The sequence below is a fragment of the Corynebacterium sp. genome (genome assembly GCF_012837295.1).
GTDB lineage: Bacteria > Actinomycetota > Actinomycetes > Mycobacteriales > Mycobacteriaceae > Corynebacterium.
Genome location: NZ_DURI01000059.1, coordinates 1 through 23,541 on the forward strand (window position 1 = coordinate 1; position 23,541 = coordinate 23,541).

Consider the following 23,541-nt stretch of genomic DNA (forward strand, 5'->3'; position numbering starts at 1 on the left):
CGTAGAACAGCGCAACGTCGAACTCGCCGCGCCCATCGACCCGAACCAGGTGCCGCCGCTGCGCGACATGCTCAACCGGACCATGGCGGGCAAGACGCTTTCCGACGCCTCGGCCTCCATCGCGGATTTGGCCGCGAACGCGCCGGCCGACGTCCGCGACATCGTGATCAGGTGCTCGACGGTGATCATCGAGTCGCTGATCGACCGGCCGAATGACCGGCTGATCCTCGCCGGCGCCTCGAATTTGACCCGCTCCGGGCTGCACGGCCGCCTGCCGTCGACCCTGCCGACGGTGCTCGACGCGCTGGAAGAGCAGGTCGTGGTACTCAAGCTGCTGTCCGCCGTCCAGGACCTCCACCAGGTGCGGGTGTCCATCGGCGAGGAAAACGAGGACGAGGAACTCCGCGGCACCTCCGTGGTCTCCACCGGATACGGCACCTCCGGCGCGATCCTCGGCGGCCTCGGCGTCGTGGGCCCCACCTACATGGACTACCCGGGAACAATCGCCTCGGTCGCCGCCGTTGCACAGTACGTCGGCCGGGTCCTCGGTGACGGGTGAGCGCCCGCGCGCTGGTACATTCTTTCGACGGTCGTCCCATCGGCCCGCCGATGGCCCGACCGCCCGAATCCCATCGATTCCCGACAATTGATTTTCCACAGATGCATAAGGAAGTAACTGACGTTGGCTCGTGACTACTACGGCATCCTCGGCGTGTCCAAGGACGCCTCCGACGCGGAGATCAAGAAGGCGTACCGAAAGCTCGCGCTGAAGTACCACCCGGACCGCAACCCGGACGACGAGGAGGCGGCGGAGAAGTTCCGCGAGGCCTCCGTCGCCCACGAGGTGCTGTCCGATCCGGAGAAGCGGCGCATCGTCGACCTCGGCGGCGACCCGATGGACCAGGGTGGCGGCGCAGGCGGTTACGGAGGCGGATTCGGGGGCTTCGGCGGCGGTGGCCTGGGCGACGTCTTCGAGGCGTTCTTCGGCGGCGCCGGCGGCGGCCCGCGCCAGCGCCGGTCCCGCGTCCAGCCCGGTTCCGACGCGCTGCTGCGCATCTCGCTGGGCCTCGACGAGTGCTTCACGGGCGTGCGCAAGCCGATCACGGTCGACACCGCCGTGCTGTGCGACGTCTGCGAGGGCACCGGCTCGAAGTCCAAAGAAAAGCCGAAGACCTGCGGCGACTGCAACGGCACCGGCGAAATTCAGCAGGTCCAGCGCTCCTTCCTGGGCAACGTCATGACGTCGCGTCCCTGTGGCCGATGCCAGGGCACCGGCGAAATCATCGTCGACCCCTGCACCAACTGCGGCGGCGACGGCCGCGTGAAGTCGCGCCGCGACCTCACCGTCAACGTCCCGGCGGGCATCGCCGACGGCATGCGCATCCGCATGGCGGGCCAGGGCGAGGTCGGCCCGGGCGGCGGCCCGGCCGGCGACCTCTACGTCGAGGTCCACGCCGAGCCGCACCCGGTGTTCACCCGCGAGGGCGATGACCTGCACGTGACCATCCACGTGCCCATGGTCGACGCCGCGCTGGGCACGTCCCTGGACATCGAGGATCTGGTCGGCGAGAAGATCGCCGTCGGCGTCGAGCCGGGCACGCAGCCCGCCCAGGCGCTGCGGGTCGAGGGCCGCGGCATGCCGCGCCTGCGGGGAGAGGGCGCCGGCGACCTCATCGCCCACGTCGACGTCACCGTGCCCACCAAGCTCGACGGCAAGTCCCGCGAGATGCTGGAGAAGTTGCGCGATCACCGGGGCGAGGACACCCGGCTCGTCGAGGGCCAGACCGCCGACCGCGGGTTCTTCTCCCGCTTCCGCACCCGCCGCTAGGGACCGCCGGCCGCGAATCCGCCGGAGAACAGGAGAGCCATGGGATTGCCCGTCTTCCTCGCCGACTTCGGCGGCGCGCCGCCCGCTCCCGGCGATACGGTCTCGCTCGACGGCCCCGAGGCCAAGCACGTCAAGGTGCAGCGGCTCGCGGCCGGCGACGAGGTGTTCCTGGTCGACGGCGAGGATCGGCGGGCCCGGGCCCGCATTTCGCTTGCCGACGGTTCCCGCGCGGCCTGCGAGATCATCTCCGCCGCGGTCGACGAGCGGCCGACTCCGCACGTCACGGTCGTGCAGGCGCTGCCGAAGTCGGATCGGGCGGAGCTGGCCGTCGACTTGATGACCGAGGCCGGCGTCGACGCCATCGTCCCGTGGTCCGCGCGGCGCTGCGTGGCCAAGTGGACCGGCGCGAAGGCGGGCAAAGCCCGCGACAAGTGGGCCGCCACCGCCCGCGAGGCCGCCAAGCAGGCCCGCCGCGCGTGGATCCCGCCGGTGGCGGAGCTGCACTCGACGAAGGACGTCGTCGCGCTGATCGAGGACGTCGTCGGCCGCGGGGGAGTCGCCGCAGTCCTCCACGAGGCCGAGCACCGGCCCTTCGCCGAGGTCGCCTCGGCCGCGGTGGATGCGGGCGAGATCGTCTTCATCGTCGGGCCCGAGGGCGGCGTCGACGACGACGAGCTCGAACTGTTCCGCGCCGCCGGCGCCGTCCCGGTCGTCCTCGGCCCCACGGTCCTGCGCACGGCGCTGGCCGGCGCAGCCGCGACCTCGGCGCTGGGCCCGCTGACCCGGCGCTGGGGCTGAGCCGGGGCTGAGCCGGAACTGAAGCGGCAAAACCGAACAGACGCCACCGTGTCCCGAACCCGTCCCCGAACCCGTCCCGTTTCCGCCTTCCTCGCATTCCTCGTCCCGTGGCTGCTGTGCGCGGTCGGCGGCGCGGTGGCGGCGTGGGCGGGCATTCCGGCCGGGTGGTTGGTCGGCCCGATGGTCGTCGCGGTCGCGCTGTCGTTGATCGGCGGTGGCCGCGCCGCACCGAACGTGGGCTGGACCAGGCCGTGGCCGAACCGCTTCGGGCAGACCGTCATTGCGCTGCTCGCCGTTGGCCCCGTCGCCCAATCCAGCGCCGGCGAGCTGCTCGCGGGGCTGCCCCTGGCCCTCCTGGTCACGGTCGCGTCGATGCTCGTCGCCTTCGCCGCGTCCACGCTCCTGCACCGCCGCGCCGGAATCGACCGCGCGACGTCGCTGGTGTCCACGCTGCCGGGCGGGGCGTCGCTCATGCTCGCACTCGCCCGCGACGCCGGGGCCGACGAGAAGTTCGTCGTCTTCGCGCAATACCTGCGCCTGCTCATCGTCTCGCTCAGCCTCCCGGCCGTGGTCCTGCTTCTCGACGGCCCGCGCCCCGCATCCTCCACCGCCGACACGGGAGCGGCCGCGGGCACGCCTACCGGGGCCGATGACTCCGCCGGTAACGGGCCGGGAGAGTGGCAGACCTCGTGGTCGGATGTCTGGATGAGCGAGTGGCTGGGGGACTGGCCCAGTTGGGCCATGATCGTGGCCGCTCTGGCGTTGGGATGGGCCGTCGCAAAGCTCATTCCGCGCTTCCCCGCGCCCTTCCTCATTCCGGCCATCCTCGCCGGGGCGGCGGGCGCGCTGATCTGGCCCGACCTCGCCCCCGACGTGCCGCGGCTCGCGATCGCGGTCGCGTTCGTCGTGTTGGGCACCGCCGCCGGATCGGGCATGACCGCCGCGAACATCGCCGAATTCCGCCGGTCGCTGCCGTACGTCCTCGCCGGCGTCGGCATGCTGCTGGCGACGACCGCCCTGTGCGCCTGGGCGATGTGGGCCCTCGGCGTCACCGGCGGCGTCGATTCGTACCTGGCCACCGCGCCCGGCGCCAGCGAGCTCGTCTTCGGCTTCGTCGCCGAGCGGGGAGGGGCGGGCATCGTCGTGGTGATGCACGTCGTCCGCGTAATCGCCGTGGCCGTCGCGGCACCGTCCGTGCCGCATCTGATGCGCCGGTGCACGCCCGATCCGCCGGAAGACCTAAGATCGGGGAAAACGCGGTGACGCCCGACCCGGCGCACCGGCCCGGCAGGCACAACCACGCGAAGGAAACGAGGTTCCACCCGGCGTGACGGATCCGACCCGACAGCCCGAACGACGAGGGCCCGAACGACACAGCGTCGACCAGCGCACCCAGGCGATCGTCGAACTCGACCCGGCTCATGCGCCGACGGTCTTCGGCCACGCCGACCGCAACCTGCGCCTGCTCGAAAATCTCCTCGGCGCCGACGTCCACGCCCGCGGCGCCACCGTCACCGTGACCGGGCGCCCGTCGCAGGTGGCCACGGCGGCGCGCGCCTTCAAGGAACTCGAATCCATGGCCCGCCGCGGACACGAACTCTCCACCGACTCCGTGACGCGGGCCGTGGGCATCGTCGGCGCGGACGCCCGCGGCGGCTCCGGCGAACCGGGCGGGCCGGGCAGCGCCTCCGACGTGCTGGGCGGGGAGATCATCGCCCGCCGCGGCAAAGTCGTGCGCCCCAAGACGCAGGGCCAGAAGGACTACGTCGACGCCATCGACCGCAACACCATCGTCTTCGGCATCGGCCCCGCCGGCACCGGCAAGACCTACCTGGCCATGGCCAAGGCGGTGCAGGCGCTGCAGCGCAAGGAAGTCGAGCGGATCATCCTCACCCGCCCCGCCGTCGAAGCCGGCGAAAATCTCGGCTTCCTGCCCGGCACGCTGCACGAGAAGATCGACCCCTACCTGCGCCCGCTGCACGACGCGCTGCGCGACATGATGGACCCGGAGCTGATCCCGAAGCTCATGGAATCCGGCGTCATCGAGGTCGCCCCGCTCGCCTACATGCGCGGGCGGACCCTGAACAACGCGTTCATCATCCTCGACGAGGCGCAGAACACGACGCCCGCGCAGATGAAGATGTTCCTCACCCGCCTGGGCTTCGGCGCGAAGATGGTCGTCACCGGCGACGCCACCCAGGTCGACCTGCCCCGCGGGCAGCGCTCCGGCCTCGACGTCGTCCGGCGCATCCTGTCCGGCATCGACGGCATCGCGTTCCCGCACCTGGGCGCGGCCGACGTCGTGCGGCACTCGCTGGTCTCCGCCATCGTCGAGGCTTACGACGACCACGACGCGGCCGAAAAGGAGCGTGCCGAGCGGAAGAAGGCGGAGCGCGACGGCGACTCCGGCCCCGGAAAGAACCGTTTCGGACGGGGTGGCGGTGGCCGAAGCGGCGGGGGTCGCGATGGCGGGAGCAGCGGCGGCGGACGCGAGAAGTCCGGCCGCGGGGCCCATGGCGTCCGCGACGCCGGCGGCGACTGGAAGTGGAAGTCGGGGGACGACGAGTGAGCATGAACGCGGATACGAGCACGAGCACCGGCGACAGGAGCGAACACCGATGAGCATCGAGGTCTTCAACGAATCCGGCCACGGCGTCAGCGAGGAATCCCTCATCGACGTCGCCCGCTACGCCCTTTCCCGCATGGACGTGCACCCCGCGGCGGAACTGTCGATCCACCTCGTCGACGAACCGACCATCGAGGACCTGCACGTCCGCTGGCTCGACCTGCCCGGCCCCACCGACGTGATGAGCTTCCCCATGGACGAGCTCACCCCCGGTTCCGGCCACCCCGAGGCACCCCAGCCCGGGCCGTCGATGCTCGGCGACATCGTGCTATGCCCCGACTTCGCCGCCCGCCAGGCGGAGAAGGCGGGCCATCCGCTCAGCCATGAACTGGTGCTGCTCACCGTCCACGGGCTCCTGCACCTGCTCGGGTACGACCACATCGAGGCCGACGAAGAGCGCCGCATGTTCTCGCTCCAGAACGGCCTGCTGGCCGATTGGTACGACGACGTCGAGCGCCGCGGCGCCGACTTCCCGGCCAAGCCCATCAACCCCGGCGCGTTCCCGTCGGCGGCCGATCGCGTGAAGCTCGACGAGAAGCTCGACGGCGACGACGACGGCACTGCAAACGGCACTGCAACCGGTAATGCCAACGACAACGCAAACGGCAATGGCGGCGGCACGGGCAACGGCAACGGCAATGGCGACGGCCGCGATCGCGGGGCGGGCGCGCAGCGATGACCGCATCGGTGTGGATGATCCTGGTGGTCATCCTGCTCATGGCGATCGCCGGCGTGCTCAGCACCGTCGAGACCGCCGTGTCCTCCATCTCCCGGGCGCGCGTCACCGAAATGGTCCGCGACGAAGTCGCCGGGGCGAAGGCGCTGGTCCGCGTGCTCGACTCGCGGGCCCGCAACGTCAACGTGCTCGTCCTGCTGCGCACCCTGTGCGAAGTCGCCGGGGCGGTGCTCGTCGCGGTCATCGCGATGGAGTTCATCCATTCCGACGCGTGGGCCATCACGGCCGCCATCGTCGCCATGACGCTGTTCAGCTACCTGGTCCTCGGCGTCACCTCGCGCACGCTGGGCCGACGCAACCCGTACTCGATTTCACTGGCCTCCGCCGTCATCCTCGGCGGGGTCTCGCGGCTGCTGGGGCCCGTCGAAAAGCTCTTGATCTGGACCGGCAACGTGCTGACCCCCGGCGGCGGCTTCCGCGACGGCCCGTTCTCCACCGAAGTCGAACTGCGCGAGATGGTCGACATCGCCCGCGAGCGCGGCATCGTGGAGCACGACGAGCGCCGCATGATCCAGTCCGTGTTCGATCTGGCGTCGACGTCCGCGCGCTCGGTGATGGTGCCGCGCCCGGAAATGGTGTGGATCGAATCCGAGAAGCACGCCGGCCAGGCGGTGGCGCTGTGCGTCCGCTCCGGGCATTCGCGCATCCCGGTCATCGGCGACGGCGCGGACGACATCGTCGGCGTGGTCTACCTCAAGGACCTCGTGCACCAGACGTACACGCTGACCGACGGCGGCCGCAGCGTCGCCGTCACCGACGTCATGCGCCCTGCGACGTTCGTGCCGGACTCCAAGCCGCTCGACGATCTCCTCGACGAGATGCAGCGCGACCGCAACCACATCGCCGTCCTCATCGACGAGTACGGGGGCGTGGCGGGGCTGATCTCCATCGAGGACATCCTGGAGGAAATCGTCGGCGAGATCGCCGACGAATACGATGAGGGCGAACGCGCGCCCATCGAACCCCTCGGCGACGGCAGGTACAGGCTCGTGGCCAGGTTGTCCCTCGACGAACTCGTCGAGCTTTACGACGAAGCCGAGGGGCGCGAGATCCGATTCGATGACGGCGTCCTCGACGACGTCGACACGGTGTCGGGGCTGATCGCCTACGGACTGGGGCGCGTGCCCCTGCCCGGCGCCGAAGTGGAGGCCGCGGGCCTGCGGTTCACCGCCGAAGGGGCGCGGGACCGCCGCGGCCGCATGCGGGTGCACGCCGTCGTGGTGGAGCCCGCCGACCCGGAACCGGCGGACGCCGGCACCGGACACGAAAACGAGGAGAACTGACATGGGAAACCTGGACGACATGCTGGCGGGCGCCGGAATCGGCGGCGAGTCCGACGACTACGCCACCCCGCCGGGCCACCGCTCCGGCTTCGTGTCCATCGTCGGCCGCCCCAACACGGGCAAGTCCACGCTGACCAACGCGCTGGTGGGGGAGAAGATCGCCATCACCGCCGACCAGCCGGAAACCACCCGCCACCCCGTGCGCGGCGTTGTGCACCGCGAGAAGTCCCAGATCATCGTGGTGGACACCCCCGGCCTGCACAAGCCGCGCAAGCTGATCGGCCACCGGCTCAACGACATGGTCGCCGAAGCCTATTCCGACGTCGACCTCATCGCCGTGTCGGTGCCCGCCGACGAGAAGATCGGCCCCGGCGACCGGTGGATCCTCGAGTCCGTCCGCGAGGCGTGCCCCAACACCACATTGATGGGCATCGTGACCAAGACCGACAAGGTCGCCCGCGACGTCGTCGCCGAACGCCTCATGGAACTCCACGCCCTGCTCGGCCCCGAGGCCGAGCTGGTGCCGGTGTCGTCGAACTCCGGCGAGAACCTGGAGACCCTCATCGAGGTCATGGCCTCGCTCCTGCCGGAGGGGCCGAAGTACTACCCGTCGGGCCACGTCACCGACGAGGACCGCGACACCCGCATGGCCGAGCTCATCCGCGAAGCCGCCCTCGGCGGACTGCGCGAGGAGCTCCCGCACTCCGTCGCCGTCCAGATCGACGAAGTCCTGCCCAACCCCGACCGCGAGGGCGTCACCGACGTCCACGCCGTCATCTACGTCGAACGCCCCGGCCAGAAGCACATCCTCATGGGCAAAGACGGCGGCCGCATGCGCGTCACCGTGCAGAAGGCCCGCAAGTCCCTCATCGAGCTCCTCGGCGAAAACGTCTACCTCGACCTGCGCATCAAGGTGCTCAAGGACTGGCAGTCCGACCCCAAGCAGCTCGGCCGCCTGGGCTTCTAGGCGGCGCTCGGCGAAACCATGGCGGAGAGTTACCGGGATCGGGCGGTCGTCGTAAAGCGACACGACCTGGGGGAGGCCGACCGCATCATCGTCCTGTTCACCCGTGACCACGGGATCGTGCGCGCCGTGGCCAAGGGCGTGCGGCGCGCCAAGTCGAGGTTCGGATCGCGGCTCGCGCCCTTCGTCGACGTCGACGTGCAGATCCACCCCGGCCGCAACCTCGGCACCATCACCGGGGCGGACGCCGTGCGGACATGGGCGGCGCCGATCGTCGACGACTACGCCCGCTACACCTGCGCCTGCGGCGTGCTGGAAACGGCCGAACGCCTCGCCGGCGAAGAAGGCACGCCCTCGCCCGGGCTGTGGGACCTCACCGTCGACGCGCTCGACGCGCTGGCGCACTCCGAGACCGGGGCCGACCGTGGTGTTGGAGCAGGAAACGGCGGCGGCGCCGGAAACGGGGGAGGCCCCGGCACCGGGGACGGCATGGTCAACGGGGGAGGCGCCGGAACCGGCACGAGCTCGGGAAGCGCCGGCCGTTCGCCCGGGCTGCTGCTCACCGCCTACCTGCTCAAGGCCATGGCCGAAGCCGGCTGGGCCCCCAGCCTCTTCGACTGCGCCCAATGCGGAAAACCCGGCCCCCACAAGGCATTCGCCCCCGCCGCCGGCGGCGCCGTCTGCGTCGAATGCCGCCCACCCGGCGCCGCCACCCCGCCCACCGACGTCCTGCGCCTCATGTGGTGGCTCGCCCACGACCGCTGGGACTACGTCGCCGCCGTCGCCGGAGCCAGGGGATTCCGCGCCATGGCGGCACAAGCACGCGGCCTGGCGACGGCCCACCTCCAATTCCACCTCGGCCGACGCGTCTCGGCGCTGTCCTTCGTCGACGCCCGATGGGGAGAAGACGGGCCCGCCCGGAAGAATGCGGGGCCGCCGGCCCGTACGAGGGACGGTGCGCGGGGAGAACACGGGCCGTCGTAAAGCGGGAAGCAACCGGGGGTGAGACCGCGACCCGGCGTGGGGCATGATGGGGAGGTGACTTCGCCGAAGCCGAACCCCATCCCGCACGACTCGCCCGTCCCCGAGGAATTCCTGCCCGGGCACATCGCCCTGGTCATGGACGGCAACGGACGCTGGGCACAGGAACGCGGCATGAAACGCACCGAAGGCCACAAGCGCGGCGAGGCCGTGCTCATGGACTGCGTCGACGCCTGCCTCGAAATGGGCGTGCCGCACCTGTCCGCGTACGCGTTCTCCACCGAGAACTGGCGGCGCTCGACGGACGAAGTGCGATTCCTGATGGGCTTCAACCGCGACGTCCTGCGCCGGCGGCGAGACGAACTCGACGCCAAGGGCGTGCGCGTCCGCTGGGCCGGGCGGCGACCGCGGCTGTGGCGCTCCGTGATCAAGGAACTCGAAGTCGCCGAAAAGCAGACCGTGGGCAACACCAACCTGACGCTGTACATGTGCGTCAACTACGGCGGCCGCGCCGAAATCGTCGACGCCGCACGCGAAATCGCGCGGCTCGCGGCGGCCGGCGAAATCAAGCCCGGCGACATCGACGAAAAGAACTTCGGCCGCTACCTCGACGAACCCGACATGCCCGACGTCGACCTGTTCCTCCGGCCCTCCGGCGAACAACGGACGTCGAACTTCCTGCCCTGGCAATCCGCCTACGCCGAACTCGTCTTCCAGGATCGCCTGTTCCCCGACTTCACCCGCGAGGACCTGCGGGCGGCCGTCGTCGAATACGCCAAGCGGGACCGGCGGTTCGGCGGCGTGAAGTAGGGGATGGGGCGGCGCCTCGGCGGCGAGAAGGCGGGGTCGGGGCGGTGGCGGCCCGGGTGCGGAGCTAGGTGGGGAGCGAGGTGGGGATGCTCCTTCTGTTCGAACGGGCGTGAGGGGTCTCGTGCGGCCGGGTGGTGAGAGTACAACGACGGGGGAGGCTGTCGGGGGTCTGAACGGGGAGAGTGTGGCGAAACGTCACATGTGGTCCTGGGGCGCGAATTGCGGGGACGGTGGCCGTCGTAAAGCAATATTCGAACAAAATTGCGCTGCGGTATTCCGGCGTCGTCGGTAGGTTCGGTGATGCGAACGGACGAGCGGTCCACAACGACGGGTGGGGACGATGTCGACGACAGGCGGGGATGGACAGGACGATGGAAAAGTTCACGATGGAAAAGACGGCGACGATGACGGGGAACTGGGGAGGGCCTGCGGTGCGTTGGCGCGAGCCGTCGAGCACGCGATCCGAGATTTGAACTCGCTGAGCATCGGCCGGGTCGGGGAGTCGGGACAGCATGGGGAGGAGGTCAATGCCGTCGAGGCGGCGATGGTGACTCTGCGGAGAGCCGTGCGCATGGCTGACCTGGTATTCGCCGAATACGCGGACGCGGTCGTCGCCAATGGCTTGAACAAGAGGGGCGGCGGCCGCGCGACTGCCCGGTCCTACTTGAAGCGCTTGCTCGACCTCACCGATACCGAAGCCCGGCACCTGCTTGCATTCCGCGACACCCTGCATCCGGAGCCCGATCCGGACCCACCGCCGGACGTCACGCCGGAGGAGCTGAGCGCGGCCGACGAAAAGCTCCGCCGAAGGCAGCGCGTGGGCGATCGACTCGCGGACGCGGCGAAGGCCGGCGATTTCCCCGTGGCCAGGGCGACGAGCATGAACGACATTCTCGGAAGTTTCACCGGACAGTCGGACGGCCTGATGGAGGAGGTCGCGGAATCAATCGCCGACAATGTAGGCACCACTCCCGCCGACTTGTTCCGATCCATGTGCGCCGCCGAAGCCAGGAAGCGGCTGGAGAAGAGGAAATCCGCCACCAAAGCCGGCGCGTCACAGGTTCGGCTGACGGTGAGGGCGCCCAACGTCGATGGTCTCTGCAAAATCGATGCGATGGTGCCGGCTCCGACCGCAGCGGCGCTGAATGCATTGATGCACCTCAATGCCGGTCCCGGCGCTTTCATGGACTTGCCCGAGGGAGTCGAAGACCCCCGGACCCTGACCCAGCGTCGCGTGCACGCGCTGCACCACATCCTGCTTTTCGCGCTCAGCGGGAGCGGCAAGGCCGGTGAAGGCGGGGCTGGCTGCGTTGGCGACGAGGCCGGTCGCATTGGAGACCATCCCGCTGGTGACGACGGCGCAGAGACCGGACGCGGAGGAACCTCAAGCGGTGCCGATCCCGGCCCAGGGGGAATGATGAGCGGTGCCGATCCTGGTGCCCCCGACAGGGGCCTGCTGCGATGGCTCCGAACGGAATCCGCGTACTGGGATCCCGAACGATGCCCCTACGTGGAGGACCTGTTTTCGGGACGCGCCAGACCGCTCGCCCACCAGAATCCGGGCGTGGCCTCGATCGTCGTGGCGATCACGGCATCGGACTTGGACGAGGAGTTGCGCGGTTTATCTGCGACCGAGTCGGAACCCGGGGCATCGCGGCTGGAGGAGTCGCAACGGGAGGAACCGCAGGTGAGTGCGGGGGACGGGGAATCAGTCGAGGAGCGAGCCTTCAAGCGCTTTCCGACGAACACCGGCATCGACATCACGCTGCCCGAGCTCGTCGCGCTGGGCTCCCACAATTACACGTGGCTCGCACTTTTGGACGACGTCACGGGGCGCCCACTCGACCTCGGGCGATCACGAAGAACCGCGGATCTGTGGCAACGGATGCTGCTCTTGGCCGCGGAAACGGTGTGCACGTACCCGGGATGCGAACGGCCCGCCGATGAATGCCAAACCCACCACATCGACGCGTGGCTGTTCGGGGGAGGGACGGACATCGGCAATTGCACGCTGCGCTGCCCCGAACATCACCGGGAAAACGACGACGCGAATGCCGGCGACGCGAGCGGGCGGGCGACCCATCCCCGGGAAACCGGGAGGGTGGGCCACGTGAAACCTGGAGAACCACCGGAATTCAACGATTCCCCGGCGGCGAGACGATCCCCGGGATGGTCCGACACCTGGTGGGGCACCTACCAATCCCAGAAGCGGGAGGCGGAATCGACCGCCCGCAATTGGTGGAGCCGCTCGGGGTAAACCCGGACCACGATTGCCCGGGAATCACTGAGGCCGAGAATCACGTGGGGTCGGTCTGGCACTCACCGCAGACGCCGAAAATCTCTGCGGTGTGCCCCGTCAATTGGAAACCGTGCTTCGTGGCCAGTTCATCGGCCCAATCCTCGACGGGGCCACCGCCGATTTCCACGGTCTCGCCGCAGTCGGTGCACACGAGATGATGATGGTGATGGTCGCCGCACAACCTGTACAGCGCTTCACCGCCGTCGGTGTGCAATACGTCGACGGCCTTCACCTCGGACAGGGATTGCAGAGTCCGGTACACGGTGGTCAGCCCCACCTTGTCGCCGCGGCCTTCGAGAACCTGGTGGATGTCCTTCGCCGAACTGAACTTGGTGATTTCGTTCATCGCCGCGATCACCGCCTTGCGCTGCCTGGTGCTGCGGACGCCGATCTTCGGCGACTGCGCGGATTCGTCGGCCGGCGTGCGGTCAGATCCAGCGCGATCGGCGGGCCGGGCGGTGCCCGACGTGGGCTCCATCGACGCCCCTGATGCCGCGGACGACCTGGATGATGCGGATGACGCAGATGACGTGGAAGACATCGCCGACCTCTCCAATCCCGGCACCGTTCGCGCCCCTCGTGAACCCAACGCCGGGGGCGGGGCGGTTGCCGTCGCAAAGCTTGTTTCGCATCCCGACATTACCCTCGGCGATTTCCCGGGGCCGATGGGCATGGAACACGGCCCGGCGGTTAGAGTGGGGGACACTTGTTGACGGCCATCCGGGCCGTCAATTGCACGGGGCGGCCGACGAAGCCGCCCACCGTCATTCCGCGCCCGCCGGATCCACCGCGGGGCGGGACACCGTGAACCAAGGAGCGTTAGAGGCAGTGGCCCCGAAGTCTGTCGTCGATACCGTCGCGAACCTGTGCAAGCGCAGGGGTTTCGTTTACCCCTGCGGTGAGATCTACGGCGGTACGCGCTCCGCGTGGGACTACGGTCCGCTGGGCGTGGAGCTGAAGGAAAACATCAAGCGCCAGTGGTGGAAGACCTTCGTCACCGGCCGCAAGGACGTCGTCGGCCTCGATTCCTCCATCATCCTGCCGCGCCAGGTGTGGGAGGCGTCGGGCCACGTCGCGACGTTCACCGACCCGCTGGTCGAGTCGCTGCACACCCACAAGCGTTACCGCGCCGACCACCTGCTCGAGGCCTACGAGGCCAAGCACGGCCACCCGCCGGCCAACGGCCTTGCCGACGTGCCGGACCCGGAGACCGGCCAGCCGGGCAACTGGACCGAGCCGCAGAACTTCTCCGGCCTGCTCAAGACGTTCCTCGGCCCCGTCGACAACGAGGTCGGCCTGCACTACCTGCGCCCGGAGACGGCGCAGGGCATCTTCGTGAACTTCAAGAACGTCATGACCACCGCGCGCATGAAGCCGCCGTTCGGCATCGGCCAGACGGGCAAGGCGTTCCGCAACGAGATCACCCCGGGCAATTTCATCTTCCGCACCCGTGAGTTCGAGCAGATGGAGATCGAGTACTTCACCGCCCCGGATGACGCCCCGGCGAAGTTCGACGAGTGGGTCGAGGCGTGCTGGAACTGGTTCCTGGACCTGGGCATCGACCCGGAGAACATCCGCCAGTTCGACGTGCCCGACGATGAGCGCGCGCACTACTCGGCCCGCACGATCGACTTCGAGTACCGCTTCCACTTCCAGGGCAACGAGTGGGGCGAGCTGATGGGCGTGGCCAACCGCACGGACTACGACCTGGGCTGCCACATCGAGCATGCCGGCGAGGATCTGCGCTACCACGACCAGGTGACGGGCGAGAAGTACGTGCCGTACGTCATCGAGCCGTCCTTCGGTCTGACCCGTGCGATGATGGCCTTCCTGTGCGACGCGTACACCGAGGAGGAGGTGCCCAACGCGAAGGGCGGCACCGATGTCCGCACGGTGCTCAAGCTCGATCCGCGCCTGTCGCCGGTGAAGGTCGCGGTGCTGCCGCTGTCGAAGAAGGACACGCTGACCCCGACCGCCGAGGCCGTCGCGGACAAGCTGCGCGGCCTGTGGGCCATCGATTACGACACGTCGGGTGCGATCGGTCGCCGTTACCGCCGCCAGGATGAGATCGGTACGCCGTTCTGCGTCACCGTCGACTTCGACACCCTGGAGGATGGCGCCGTCACCGTCCGCGAGCGCGACACGATGGAGCAGGAGCGCGTCAAGATCGACGAGCTCGAGGGCTACCTCGCGCAGCGCCTGATCGGCTGCTAAACCGGGTTCCGACGAACCTTTTCCCGTCAGCGAGGAGACAACGCATGAGCGACAAGAACGACCGTTCCGGGTTCGATCCCGAGGGGCTTGACGACGGGCCGGGCGTGGTGCCCGCCGAGGACGTCGAGGCTCCCGAGGTCCCCGAGGTCGATCCGGTCGACGTCGCGGAGCCGGCGGCGCCCGCTCCGGGCGAGGAGGCTCCGACGTCGGTTCCGGCGGAGGCCGGTTCGGCTGACGCTGCCTCCGCCAAGGTCACTTCGGATTCCGCCGACGCGCCGGCGCTGCGGGAGATCGACGATTCGCATGCGGCGACCCTGGATGACGGCACCGTCGTGCATTGGGAGAGCTGGCGTTTGGGCGAGGAGGTCAAGGACGGCGACGAGGTCCGCATCCCGGTGACCGTGGAGGGCGCCGAGGTCGCGGAGTACGTGCGGGTCGGTCCGGAGGAGGCCATCGCCACGGCGCAGGGTGCGTGGGATCTGGACGTCGTCGGCGATGGTCGCCTGGTGGCCACGTTGCCGGATGGGCGCGTGTTCACGGCGGGCGGCAAGGATCGTTCGAAGCTGTCGCGGGCCAAGAAGATCGATGTGGATCTCGGCGGGGACCGCCACCTGTTCGTGGTGTGCGAGGGCGCCCAGAATTATGTGATCGAGGATGCCCGCGGCGGGAAGCTGGGGCAGTTCACGGGTGCGAATCGCGGCGTGCGTGCGGCGGAGATCCAGTACGACACGGATGCGGGCCGTGCGCTTCCCGACGAGGAGAAGATTTTCCTCACGTGGGTGGCCCGCCGGGTGCTGGAGTACCGGATGATCAGCTCGACGTGGATTCTCACCGTGTGCCTGCTGCTGTTGATCGCCTACCTCGTGTGGGTGTGGGTGTCGTAGGCAGCGATGTTCGGCGATGATCGGCCCGGGCGCGTCTCGGGGGAGGGCAGTGGTCCCGTCCCCGGTGATGCGCCCGGGCCGTGGCGCGTTTCGGGGGCGGCCGCGTCGGCGGGGTCTGGGTCTGGATCCGGGTCGGCGTCTCGATCGCGGGTGGGCGTTTCTTCCGGGGCCGGGGGCAGGATGCTTTACGACGCCGCCGGTTCCCTTATTGCGGCCGATTGGCGGGTCACGCCGGCGGGTCTGACGGGGCGTTCGTTTACGGTGTCGTCGCCGGATGAGTGGTGGCGTGCGCGTGCCGTGGGGCTCACGGTGGCGCATGTGGTGGTGTCGGGGCCGGGTGGCGAGTTGAGTTTGAATCGCCGTGACGGGGAGCGTGGCCGGGACATCGTGGATGTCGCGGAGCGGCGCTTGGTCGCTCGGACGAAGGTGGCCGGAGGTGTCGTGGTGGTCGAGATCGTCGGGGGCGATCCGGACGCTGCGGGCGTGGATGCGGGATTGCTCGCCGCCGCCGTGTTCGCCTGCGCGCATCTCGATGGTCCGGCGCGTTTGATGGGGTGATCGAGGGGCCGGCGGCCAGTTGCCCCGGATCCGGATGAGGTGGTGCCAGTTGCCCTGGATCCGGATGAGGTGGTGCCCGTTGCCCTGGATCCGGATGAGGTGGTGCCAGATGTCGGGGACCCGATTGCGCCGGATCCCGATGACCTGGATCCCGATGACCTGGATCCAGATGCCGCGGTGCCCCCTTGGAAGGCCCTAGAAGCTGCCGGAACCGCCGCTGAATCCTCCGCCGCCCCCTCCGAAGCCTCCTCCTCCGCTGAATCCTCCGCCGAAGCCGCCTCCGCCGTTCATCATTCCGCCGAGGACCATGCCGGCGATCAGCGCGCCCGAGTTGCCGCCTCCACCGCGGTGCTGGTTCATGCGCTGGCGGTGGCGGTTGATGTCGTCGCGCGCGGACTTGGCGGCTTGGCGGCCGAGCTGCGCGGCGGTGCGGGCTTCCTGGATGCCACGGCGCGGGTGCTGGGCCGGGTCCTTGCCGGGGTTGCCGGCGATCTGTTCGGCGATGGCGAGGTGCCGTTCGGCTTCGGCGAGCCTGGTGCGTGCGGTGGAGCCGACGATGCTGCGGCGCGTGCCGATGATGTCGCGTGCGCCGGTGACCTGGGCGCGGGCGTCGGTGAGCGCGTTGTGCAGGGTCTGCATTTTGCGGGTGAATGCGTTGGCGGCGTCGCGGGCTTCCTCGAGCTCGTCGTCGAGGGCGGCGTCGGCGTCGGTGAGGGTGGTCCAGGCGCCGAGCGGGTCGGTGGTGCCCTTCGTTTCGGCGAATCCGAGTGCGGTGCGGCCGCCTTCGACGGCCTTGGCCAGGCCGTCGCGGTCGATGTTGGCGGCGTCGGGCGCGGCGAGGAGATTGGTGGCTTCGGCGATTTCGTCGCGGACTTCGGCGATGAGGGCGTCGAGGCCCGACCGTGCCTGGGCGATGTTGTCGTCGGCGTGCTCGATGCCTTCGACGAGTTTTTCGGCCTGGTCGAGGGCGAGGTCGGTGGCGCGGAGGGCGTCGATGAGCCCGGACTGTTCGCCGGCGGGCTTGGACAGGAGGCTGCGGGCCTCGTCGCGGGTCTGTTCGGCCATGTTGACGTGCTCGGTGGCCATGTCGATGTTGTCGGAGATCGACGCGAGCATCGTTTCGTCGTAGCGGGCGCGCATGCCGTCGAGGACGGTGGCGGCCTGGGGGATGCGGGTGCGCAGGTCGATGGCGCGCTGGGTCAGGTGGTCGAGGGTGTCCGGGGCATTGAGCAGTTGCTCTCGCATTTCGGCGTAGCGGGCGACTTCCGCGTCGAGGCGGTCGTCGGCGGTGCCGCAGGTGGAGATGATCTCCAGCAGCATGCCGCGGCGTTCGGCGTCGGGCAGCGAGGGGCCGTCGTCGATGCGCTGGCGGAGTTCGAAGGCGCGGTTGAGGGTGCGCTGGGAGTGGTCGAGTGCCTGGGCGAGGTCGCGGACGCGGGCGTCGCCGAATTCGGCGCGTGCGAGGTCGAGTTCGGTCGCGGCGAGGCGGATGGATTCGTCCGTGGAGACGAGTTCCTCGCGGGCGAGTTCGTCGAGGGCGTCGGTGGACAGACGGTCGTGGGATTCGATGTCGTCGGGGCGGAGGTTCTTGCCTTCTTCGACTTCGGTGGCCGTGCGCTTCTTCTTGTTGCGGCGGGACCAGGCGACGGCGCCGCCGCCGAGCACTGCGGCGCCTGCCGCGCCTGCGCCGAGGACGCCGAGGCCTTCGGCGGCGGATGCCGGGGTGGCTTCGTCGATGGCGGCGAGGGCGGCGCCGGACCAGTCGTCGTTGCCGAGTGCCGGGGCCGCCGCATCGAACATGTCCTGCCCGGAGGCGGAGACGTCTTCGCCGGCGCCGCCGCCGGCGTTGCGGTCGTCGACGGCGACGGCGAAGACGGCGAGGTTGGGGGTTCCGCCGAGGGCTCGCCACGTTTGCTGGGCCCACTGCTCGGCCTGGATGCCATCGAAGCTGTTGACGAAGACGATGCGGACGACGGTGCCGTGCTCCTGCTGGAGCTGGGCGGCCTTCTCGTTGATCTGCGCTTCTTGGGAGTCGGTGAGCACGTTCGCGTTGTCCCAGATGCGGCCGTCGAAACGCTGCGGGGCTTCGGCCTGCGCGGTGGGCAGGGCGGTGGGGGCCGGCCCGGAGGCGAGGAGGATCCCGGCGAGCGGCCCGGAGAGCGCGACGAGGGCGCCGGCTCCAATGGTCGCGGCGATGCGGTGGGTGCGGCTGGTTCGGCGGGGGCGGTCGTGCTCGGTCATGCCCCGAGGATACGTGGGTGCGGGTGGCGCGACACGGCCAACTGCGGTCATGGCCCACGTGAAGGGACTCAGCCAATTGCGGTTGCGGCCCACGTGACGCGCCACCGCTCAACTGAGGTTGCGGCCCACCTGCCGCGCCGTAGTGGGCCACCGTCGCTTTTCGGCCGCCGGGCACGGACCGGGTACAGCGCGCCTAACTGCGGTGACGCGGTTTCGGCGGCATGATGGGCGCGTGGCCGCCCGATACCGATATTCCGCTTCCGATCTCGACCGCATCCTGCATGAGGGTGCGAAGCAGTCGTTGCTGCCGGGGGCCGAGGTCGTGGAGGCGCATCGGACGGCGTTTTCGCGTGACCGGGCGCGTGTCCTCCATTCGGCTGCTTTGCGACGGCTCGCCGACAAGACCCAGGTCGTGGGTCCGCATGACGGCGACACTCCCCGCACCCGGTTGACCCATTCGCTGGAGGTGGCGCAGATCGCCCGTGGCATTGCGGCGGATCTCGGGGCCGATGAGGATTTGGCGGAGCTGGCCGGTCTGACCCACGACATCGGGCACCCGCCGTACGGTCACAACGGTGAGCGGGCGCTCGACGAGATCGCCGCGGAGTGCGGTGGTTTCGAGGGCAATGCGCAGACGCTGCGCATTCTCGCGAGGCTGGAGCCGAAGACGCTCGACGACACGGGCCACCCGTGCGGCCTGAATCTCACGCGTGCGGCGTTGGACGCGGCATGCAAGTACCCGTGGACGCCGATTGCGCCGGATGGCTCGAAGCGCACGAAGTACGGCGCGTACCAGGAGGATGCCCCGATCCTGGAGTGGATCCGCGCGGGCGCCCCGCATGGCCGGCAGTGCCTGGAGGCGCAGATCATGGATTGGTCCGACGATGTGGCGTATTCGGTGCATGACGTGGAGGACGGCATCGTCTCCGGCCGCATCGATCTCGGCGTGCTGTGGGACACGGTGGAGTTGGCGGCGTTGGCCGACAAGGGGGCCAGGGCGTTCGGCGGCGATCCGGCGGAGCTGGTGGAGGCCGCCGGCCGGTTGGCGAGTCTGCCGGTCGTGTCGGCGGCGGCGTCGTACGACGGGTCGCTGCAGTCGATGGTGGCGCTGAAGCGGATGACGTCGGAGCTGGTCGGCCGTTTCGTCACCGCGTCGGTCGCCGGGACGAGGGCCGCTGCGCGGGCGGCGTGGGCGTCGTCAAGCGAAGCCGAGGGGATGTTCGGGCCGAAGCAGCCGATCGACCGGGCCCTGGGCCGGTACGAGGCGGATTTGGCGGTGCCGGCGGGGATTCTGGCGGAGGTGACGATGCTCAAGACGATCGCGGTGCTGTACGTGATGGACCTGCCGCGGCACGTCCGCAGGCAGGATCGCGAGCGTGATCGGCTGTTCCGCGTGGCGGAGTACCTGAAGGAGGGGGCGCCGGGGGCGCTGGATCCGGTGTATCGGTGGATGTACGACCAGGCGGAGTCGGATGCGGGGCGGCTGCGCGTGATCGTCGATCAGATCGCGTCGATGACGGAGTCGCGGGTGGAGAAGCTCGACCGGGGGATTGCCGGGGTCTCGGCGGCCTGGGGCTGAGCCTCCGTCTCGGGTGGTTGGTTCCGCCGGCCATCTCCGGAGGGTCTGGCTGCGTTGGCGGGCCCATTCCCGGGCCCGATCAAGAGCCCGCGGACAGAAGAAACGGTCAGAAGAAGAAGCCGAACTCGATGATGATCAGGGCGGCGATGAGGACGACGACCGCGATGAGGATGGGGAAGCGCAGCATGTTCAGCGTCCCGTGCAGGCGCGCCATTCCGGAGCCGGGGTTGCGCTCGGCGGCGTCGCCGAGGAAGCGGAGGAACGCGAACCAGAACATGGTGATGGTCACCGCCCAGACGACCATGCAGTAGATGCACAGCGCGTGGATGGCGTAGACCGCCTGCCACGCGAGCCACAGGCAGAAGATGGTCGCCAGGCCGAGGCCGATGACGAACGCCGTGCGGAACCATCGGGGCAGCGCCGCGCCGGTGAGCATGATGACCCCGATGGCCATGACGGCCGCGAAGCCGGCGATGCCGAGCAGCGGGTTGGGGATGCCGAAGGCGGCGGCCTGGTCGCTGATCATCACGGAGCCGCAGGTGAAGGATTCGCCGAAGGTGCACGACGGCACGTAGGCCGCGTTTTCGGCGAGCTCGAACTTTTCCACGGTCAGCGTCATCGACGCGATGAGCCCGATGAACGCGCCGATGACGTACAGCCAGGCCAGCGGTGCCGGGGTGGTGCGGGCGGCTCCGGGTGCGGGGCGGGCGGCGGTGGCCGTGGTCGGGGCGGTGCCGGTGGCGTCGGTGGTCATGGTCGCCTCCTGTTCGGGTCGGTGGTGCGTTCCGGGGCTGGACGGCTTGACGACGTCCCGCGCACCGTTTGGTTGATCGATCACCAAACTTTTTCTGGGGGAAGATTAGCCCCTCGTGGCCCGCTCGAAGCGGGAAAGTGACGCACACCACTGCAACTTCGCGCCAACCGGGTAGCGCCCCGTGCTCATCCGGGGAGGGACCATCGCCGTGGTGAAGTGCCCACAGTGCTGGACCGGGGTCGGTCGTCAGTCTTCGGCGTCGGGGATCTCGCAGAAGGACTCGTAGTGGTCGTCGGTGTAGTACCAGACATCGGGGTCGTCCTCGGTGCCGCCGCCGACGACGATGCGGCGGGCCCCGCGGTGGTCCAGGCCCGGGGTGTCGACCGTGTATTCGCGGTAGTAGCTGCCGCGTTCCTTGGGCAGGACGCCCTCGTAGTTGCCGAAGTGCTTGCCGTCGTGGCTGGAGTAGATGTGGTCCTGGTCGGTCAGGATGCGGTCGACGACGTCGTCGGCCTGCGGCGGGAGCGTACCGATGGGGCAGACCTCCTCGCCGTCGGAGCGGCCATCTCGGTTGCCGCCATTTTCCCGATCGCCGCGGCCGGCGGCATTGCTCGGGGTCGCGCCGCCGTCTCCGCCATCGCCACTCCCGTTCCCGTTCCCGTTCGCGTCGCCGCCGGCGCCGCCGGTTCCGTCGATGCCGAGCCACGCGCCGGCCAGCGCCAGCACCAGGGCACCGACCGCGGCAAGAATGCCCTTGCCGGTCTTGCCGCCCTTCCCGCCGGACTTCCCGTTGTTACCTGCCATGGGGCCAGTTTCGCATGCGCGGGGTCGTCGTAAGGCAATCGGTCCAACTGCCGGGAAAGCGATCCGGGGGCGCGGCTACCATGGTGGCCATGGCCAGAGGACGAATTCCCGACAGCGACATCGCGGCGATCCGCGAGCGTACGCCGATCGAGGAGATCGTCGCGGAGTACGTGCAGCTCAAGCCCGGTGGCGCGGATTCGATGAAGGGGCTGTCGCCGTTCAAGGACGAGCGGACCCCCAGCTTCCACGTGCGCCCGAACCACGGTTACTACCACTGCTTTTCGACGGGCAAGGGCGGGGACGTCTTCAGTTTCCTCATGGAGATGGAGCACCTGACGTTCCCGGAGGCCGTGGAGGCGTGCGCCGAGAAGATCGGTTACCGCATCAATTACGAGGGCGGCGGCACCGGCCGGCGGGAGGAGCCGGGCACGCGCCAGCGGCTCATCGCCGCGAACCGGGAGGCGCAGAAGTTCTACGCCATGCAGCTGGGCAAGCCCGATGCGGAGACGGCGCGGACGTTCCTCACCGACCGCGGGTTCACCATGGAGCAGGCCAAGCAGTTCGGCTGCGGGTATGCGCCGGCGGGGTGGGACACGTTGACCAAGCACCTGCAGCGGCTGGGCTTTTCCTTCGACGAGCTGGAGAAGGCGGGTCTGGCGCGGATGGGGCGCAAGGGGCCGATGGACCGATTCCACCGGCGGCTGCTGTGGCCGATCCGCAACATCAGCGGCGACGTCATCGGTTTCGGCGCGCGGAAGCTTTTCGACGACGACAACCTGGGCAAGTACATGAACACGCCCGAGACGATGCTCTACAAGAAGTCGAAGGTGCTGTTCGGCCTGGATCATGCGAAGAAGTCGATCGCGGAGGGCCACCGCGCGGTCATCGTCGAGGGCTACACCGACGTCATGGCCATGCACGCCGCCGGCGTCACCACCGCCGTCGCGGCGTGCGGCACCGCCTTCGGCGAGGAGCACCTGCAGATGCTGCGGCGGTTGATGCTCGACGACAGTTTCTTCCGCGGCGAGTTGATCTACACCTTCGATGGCGACGAGGCCGGGCAGAAGGCGGCGATGCGCGCGTTCGAGGGGGAGCAGCAGTTCACAGGCCAGAGTTACGTCGCCGTCGCCCCCGATGGCATGGACCCGTGCGATCTGCGCCTGGAGAAGGGCGATGCGTCGGTGCGCGATCTGGTGGCGCAGCGCACGCCGCTGGTGGAGTTCGTGTTGCGCACCCTTCTGTCCGACTACGACATGACCACGCCGAACGGCCGCGTCGAGGGCCTGCGGCGCGTCGTGCCGGTGCTGGGCAAGATCCGCGATACCGCGCTGCGCGACGAGTACGCCCGCGAGGTGGCCGGCTGGGTCGGCTGGAACGACGAGGCCGAGTTCGTCCGCCGCGTGCGCGACGAGGCCCGCAATCCGTCGCAGGACGATGGTCCCCGCAGGCGGCCGATCCGCAAGCGCGACGAGGACGACGCGGCCGGGCCGGGGTCGCCCGGTTTCGGCGGTGACGCCGGTGGCGCCAGTGGCGCGAATGGCGCCGGTGGTTCCGGTGGCCGTGCGCCGGGTGGGGCGCCCGCGCGGCCGATGCTGCCGTACCCCGAGGCCCGCGACCCGGAGCTGCACGTCCAGCGCGAGGCGATGAAGCTCGCGATTCAGGAGCCCGCCACCACCGGGCCCGTGTTCGACGCGTTGTCGCCGGATACGTTTTCGCATCCGACGTATCGGGCGCTTTTCGACGCCACCCAGGAAGCGGGAGGGGTGGCGTCGCAAAGCGGCGGCGCCGAGTGGGTGACCGCGCTGCTGGGGAAGATCGACGATGCCGTGGGCCGCGCCCTGGTCACCGAGCTCGGCGTGGAGGAGATCCGCGTCGACCCGGAGATGCTGCGCGCCTATTCGTCGTCGGTGTTGGCCCGCCTGCAGGAAGTGTGGGTCGGCGGGCAGGTGGCGCAGGTCAAGTCGATGCTCGCGCGCATGCGGCCCTCCGACGACGAGGCCGGGTACCGGCAGCTGTTCGCCGACCTGCTCGCCCTCGAGGACTACCGCCGGGAACTGCTGGCGGAGGCGCTCAAGGTGCAGGTGGATTAAGGGCCGGTGGCATAAGGGGACAGTTGGATTAAAAACGCCGGGGGCATGAAGGCGCAGGTGGATTGAGGGCCGGGAGAACCGGGGCACTCTCC

General features: G+C 69.4%; 20 protein-coding genes and 1 pseudogene. 17 read left to right on the top strand and 4 right to left on the bottom strand.

What is annotated here, in order from left to right; all coding sequences use genetic code 11:
* From GX015_RS02035 to GX015_RS02090, 11 genes and pseudogenes are all read left to right on the top strand, one after another.
* Nucleotides 1-559, top strand: a 559-nt coding sequence (locus GX015_RS02035; protein ID WP_291342405.1) for an HrcA family transcriptional regulator, incomplete at its 5' end; no start/stop codon positions are given.
* A 123-nt stretch (nt 560-682) separates the two neighbouring features.
* A complete protein-coding gene (gene dnaJ / locus GX015_RS02040; protein ID WP_291342407.1) occupies nt 683-1,828 on the top strand; it encodes a molecular chaperone DnaJ in 1,146 nt (381 codons plus the stop codon).
* A 39-nt stretch (nt 1,829-1,867) separates the two neighbouring features.
* Nucleotides 1,868-2,626, top strand: coding sequence for a 16S rRNA (uracil(1498)-N(3))-methyltransferase (locus GX015_RS02045; protein ID WP_291342409.1), 759 nt, complete (start codon nt 1,868-1,870; stop codon nt 2,624-2,626).
* Between the two features lie 48 nt (nt 2,627-2,674).
* Nucleotides 2,675-3,889 carry an AbrB family transcriptional regulator gene (locus GX015_RS02050; protein WP_291342411.1) on the top strand — a complete coding sequence of 405 codons (1,215 nt, stop codon included), beginning with the start codon at nt 2,675-2,677 and terminating at the stop codon, nt 3,887-3,889.
* Between the two features lie 136 nt (nt 3,890-4,025).
* Nucleotides 4,026-5,033, top strand: a pseudogene (locus tag GX015_RS02055) (PhoH family protein); the annotation flags it as partial.
* A gap of 211 nt (nt 5,034-5,244) precedes the next feature.
* Nucleotides 5,245-5,931 (top strand): rRNA maturation RNase YbeY, encoded by a 687-nt coding sequence (ybeY, locus tag GX015_RS02060; protein WP_291342413.1) that lies wholly within the window; start codon nt 5,245-5,247, stop codon nt 5,929-5,931.
* Nucleotides 5,928-7,271: a hemolysin family protein gene (locus tag GX015_RS02065; RefSeq protein WP_291342414.1), complete on the top strand. Its 1,344-nt coding sequence runs from the start codon at nt 5,928-5,930 to the stop codon at nt 7,269-7,271. Before ybeY ends, GX015_RS02065 begins: the two co-directional genes overlap by 4 nt.
* A gap of 19 nt (nt 7,272-7,290) precedes the next feature.
* Entirely contained in the window at nt 7,291-8,238 is a 948-nt protein-coding gene (gene era / locus GX015_RS02070; protein WP_291342448.1) for a GTPase Era, read from the top strand.
* Nucleotides 8,239-8,256: 18 nt separating this feature from the next.
* Nucleotides 8,257-9,219, top strand: coding sequence for a DNA repair protein RecO (recO, locus tag GX015_RS12740; protein ID WP_366926218.1), 963 nt, complete (start codon nt 8,257-8,259; stop codon nt 9,217-9,219).
* A 54-nt stretch (nt 9,220-9,273) separates the two neighbouring features.
* The gene (locus tag GX015_RS02085) at nt 9,274-10,026 is read left to right on the top strand and encodes an isoprenyl transferase (RefSeq protein ID WP_291342416.1); all 753 of its coding nucleotides are present in this window, start codon (nt 9,274-9,276) and stop codon (nt 10,024-10,026) included.
* A 340-nt stretch (nt 10,027-10,366) separates the two neighbouring features.
* Complete coding sequence (locus tag GX015_RS02090) at nt 10,367-12,283, top strand: HNH endonuclease signature motif containing protein (protein WP_291342418.1); 1,917 nt, start codon at nt 10,367-10,369, stop codon at nt 12,281-12,283.
* A gap of 40 nt (nt 12,284-12,323) precedes the next feature.
* Here GX015_RS02090 and GX015_RS02095 read toward each other — a convergent pair whose 3' ends face one another.
* Nucleotides 12,324-12,803: a Fur family transcriptional regulator gene (locus tag GX015_RS02095; protein ID WP_291342422.1), complete on the bottom strand. Its 480-nt coding sequence runs from the start codon at nt 12,801-12,803 to the stop codon at nt 12,324-12,326.
* On the opposite strand from GX015_RS02095, the gene GX015_RS02100 reads away from it, so the two are divergent.
* The 4 genes from GX015_RS02100 to GX015_RS02115 all read left to right on the top strand — a co-directional run bounded on the left by GX015_RS02100 (nt 12,793) and on the right by GX015_RS02115 (nt 15,981).
* Nucleotides 12,793-13,038 (top strand): hypothetical protein, encoded by a 246-nt coding sequence (locus tag GX015_RS02100; RefSeq protein WP_291342423.1) that lies wholly within the window; start codon nt 12,793-12,795, stop codon nt 13,036-13,038. The two genes, GX015_RS02095 and GX015_RS02100, sit on opposite strands and share 11 nt — an antisense overlap.
* Nucleotides 13,039-13,153: 115 nt before the next feature.
* Nucleotides 13,154-14,539: a glycine--tRNA ligase gene (locus GX015_RS02105; RefSeq protein ID WP_291342425.1), complete on the top strand. Its 1,386-nt coding sequence runs from the start codon at nt 13,154-13,156 to the stop codon at nt 14,537-14,539.
* A 44-nt stretch (nt 14,540-14,583) separates the two neighbouring features.
* Complete coding sequence (locus tag GX015_RS02110) at nt 14,584-15,423, top strand: hypothetical protein (RefSeq protein WP_291342427.1); 840 nt, start codon at nt 14,584-14,586, stop codon at nt 15,421-15,423.
* A gap of 180 nt (nt 15,424-15,603) precedes the next feature.
* Nucleotides 15,604-15,981 (top strand): hypothetical protein, encoded by a 378-nt coding sequence (locus GX015_RS02115; protein WP_291342428.1) that lies wholly within the window; start codon nt 15,604-15,606, stop codon nt 15,979-15,981.
* A gap of 195 nt (nt 15,982-16,176) precedes the next feature.
* Here the strand turns inward: GX015_RS02115 and GX015_RS02120 are convergent, their stop codons facing one another.
* Nucleotides 16,177-18,222, bottom strand: coding sequence for a TPM domain-containing protein (locus GX015_RS02120; protein ID WP_291342430.1), 2,046 nt, complete (start codon nt 18,220-18,222; stop codon nt 16,177-16,179).
* A gap of 232 nt (nt 18,223-18,454) precedes the next feature.
* On the opposite strand from GX015_RS02120, the gene GX015_RS02125 reads away from it, so the two are divergent.
* On the top strand, nt 18,455-19,801 hold the full coding sequence (locus tag GX015_RS02125) for a deoxyguanosinetriphosphate triphosphohydrolase (protein WP_291342431.1): 1,347 nt from the start codon (nt 18,455-18,457) through the stop codon (nt 19,799-19,801).
* 106 nt (nt 19,802-19,907) lie between these two features.
* On the opposite strand, the gene GX015_RS02130 is transcribed toward GX015_RS02125, so the two are convergent.
* Both GX015_RS02130 and GX015_RS02135 read right to left on the bottom strand, forming a co-directional pair.
* Nucleotides 19,908-20,555, bottom strand: a complete 648-nt coding sequence (locus GX015_RS02130; protein WP_291342432.1) for a vitamin K epoxide reductase family protein — start codon at nt 20,553-20,555, stop codon at nt 19,908-19,910.
* A 246-nt stretch (nt 20,556-20,801) separates the two neighbouring features.
* Nucleotides 20,802-21,359, bottom strand: coding sequence for a ribonuclease domain-containing protein (locus GX015_RS02135; protein WP_291342433.1), 558 nt, complete (start codon nt 21,357-21,359; stop codon nt 20,802-20,804).
* An 89-nt stretch (nt 21,360-21,448) separates the two neighbouring features.
* Between GX015_RS02135 and dnaG the strand changes: the two genes are divergently transcribed.
* Entirely contained in the window at nt 21,449-23,449 is a 2,001-nt protein-coding gene (dnaG, locus tag GX015_RS02140; protein ID WP_291342435.1) for a DNA primase, read from the top strand.
* Nucleotides 23,450-23,541: the final 92 nt, after the last annotated feature.

Excerpts from the sequence above, each read along its gene's own strand:
- GX015_RS02045 (WP_291342409.1), top strand. The coding sequence starts at position 1,868 with ATGGGATTGCCCGTCTTCCTCGCCGACTTCGGCGGCGCGCCGCCCGCT.
- ybeY (WP_291342413.1), top strand. The coding sequence starts at position 5,245 with ATGAGCATCGAGGTCTTCAACGAATCCGGCCACGGCGTCAGCGAGGAA.
- GX015_RS02065 (WP_291342414.1), top strand. The coding sequence starts at position 5,928 with ATGACCGCATCGGTGTGGATGATCCTGGTGGTCATCCTGCTCATGGCG.
- era (WP_291342448.1), top strand. The coding sequence starts at position 7,291 with ATGCTGGCGGGCGCCGGAATCGGCGGCGAGTCCGACGACTACGCCACC.
- recO (WP_366926218.1), top strand. The coding sequence starts at position 8,257 with ATGGCGGAGAGTTACCGGGATCGGGCGGTCGTCGTAAAGCGACACGAC.
- GX015_RS02090 (WP_291342418.1), top strand. The coding sequence starts at position 10,367 with ATGTCGACGACAGGCGGGGATGGACAGGACGATGGAAAAGTTCACGAT.
- GX015_RS02095 (WP_291342422.1), bottom strand. The coding sequence starts at position 12,803 with ATGGAGCCCACGTCGGGCACCGCCCGGCCCGCCGATCGCGCTGGATCT.
- GX015_RS02110 (WP_291342427.1), top strand. The coding sequence starts at position 14,584 with ATGAGCGACAAGAACGACCGTTCCGGGTTCGATCCCGAGGGGCTTGAC.
- GX015_RS02115 (WP_291342428.1), top strand. The coding sequence starts at position 15,604 with ATGCTTTACGACGCCGCCGGTTCCCTTATTGCGGCCGATTGGCGGGTC.
- GX015_RS02120 (WP_291342430.1), bottom strand. The coding sequence starts at position 18,222 with ATGACCGAGCACGACCGCCCCCGCCGAACCAGCCGCACCCACCGCATC.
- GX015_RS02130 (WP_291342432.1), bottom strand. The coding sequence starts at position 20,555 with ATGACCACCGACGCCACCGGCACCGCCCCGACCACGGCCACCGCCGCC.
- GX015_RS02135 (WP_291342433.1), bottom strand. The coding sequence starts at position 21,359 with ATGGCAGGTAACAACGGGAAGTCCGGCGGGAAGGGCGGCAAGACCGGC.
- dnaG (WP_291342435.1), top strand. The coding sequence starts at position 21,449 with ATGGCCAGAGGACGAATTCCCGACAGCGACATCGCGGCGATCCGCGAG.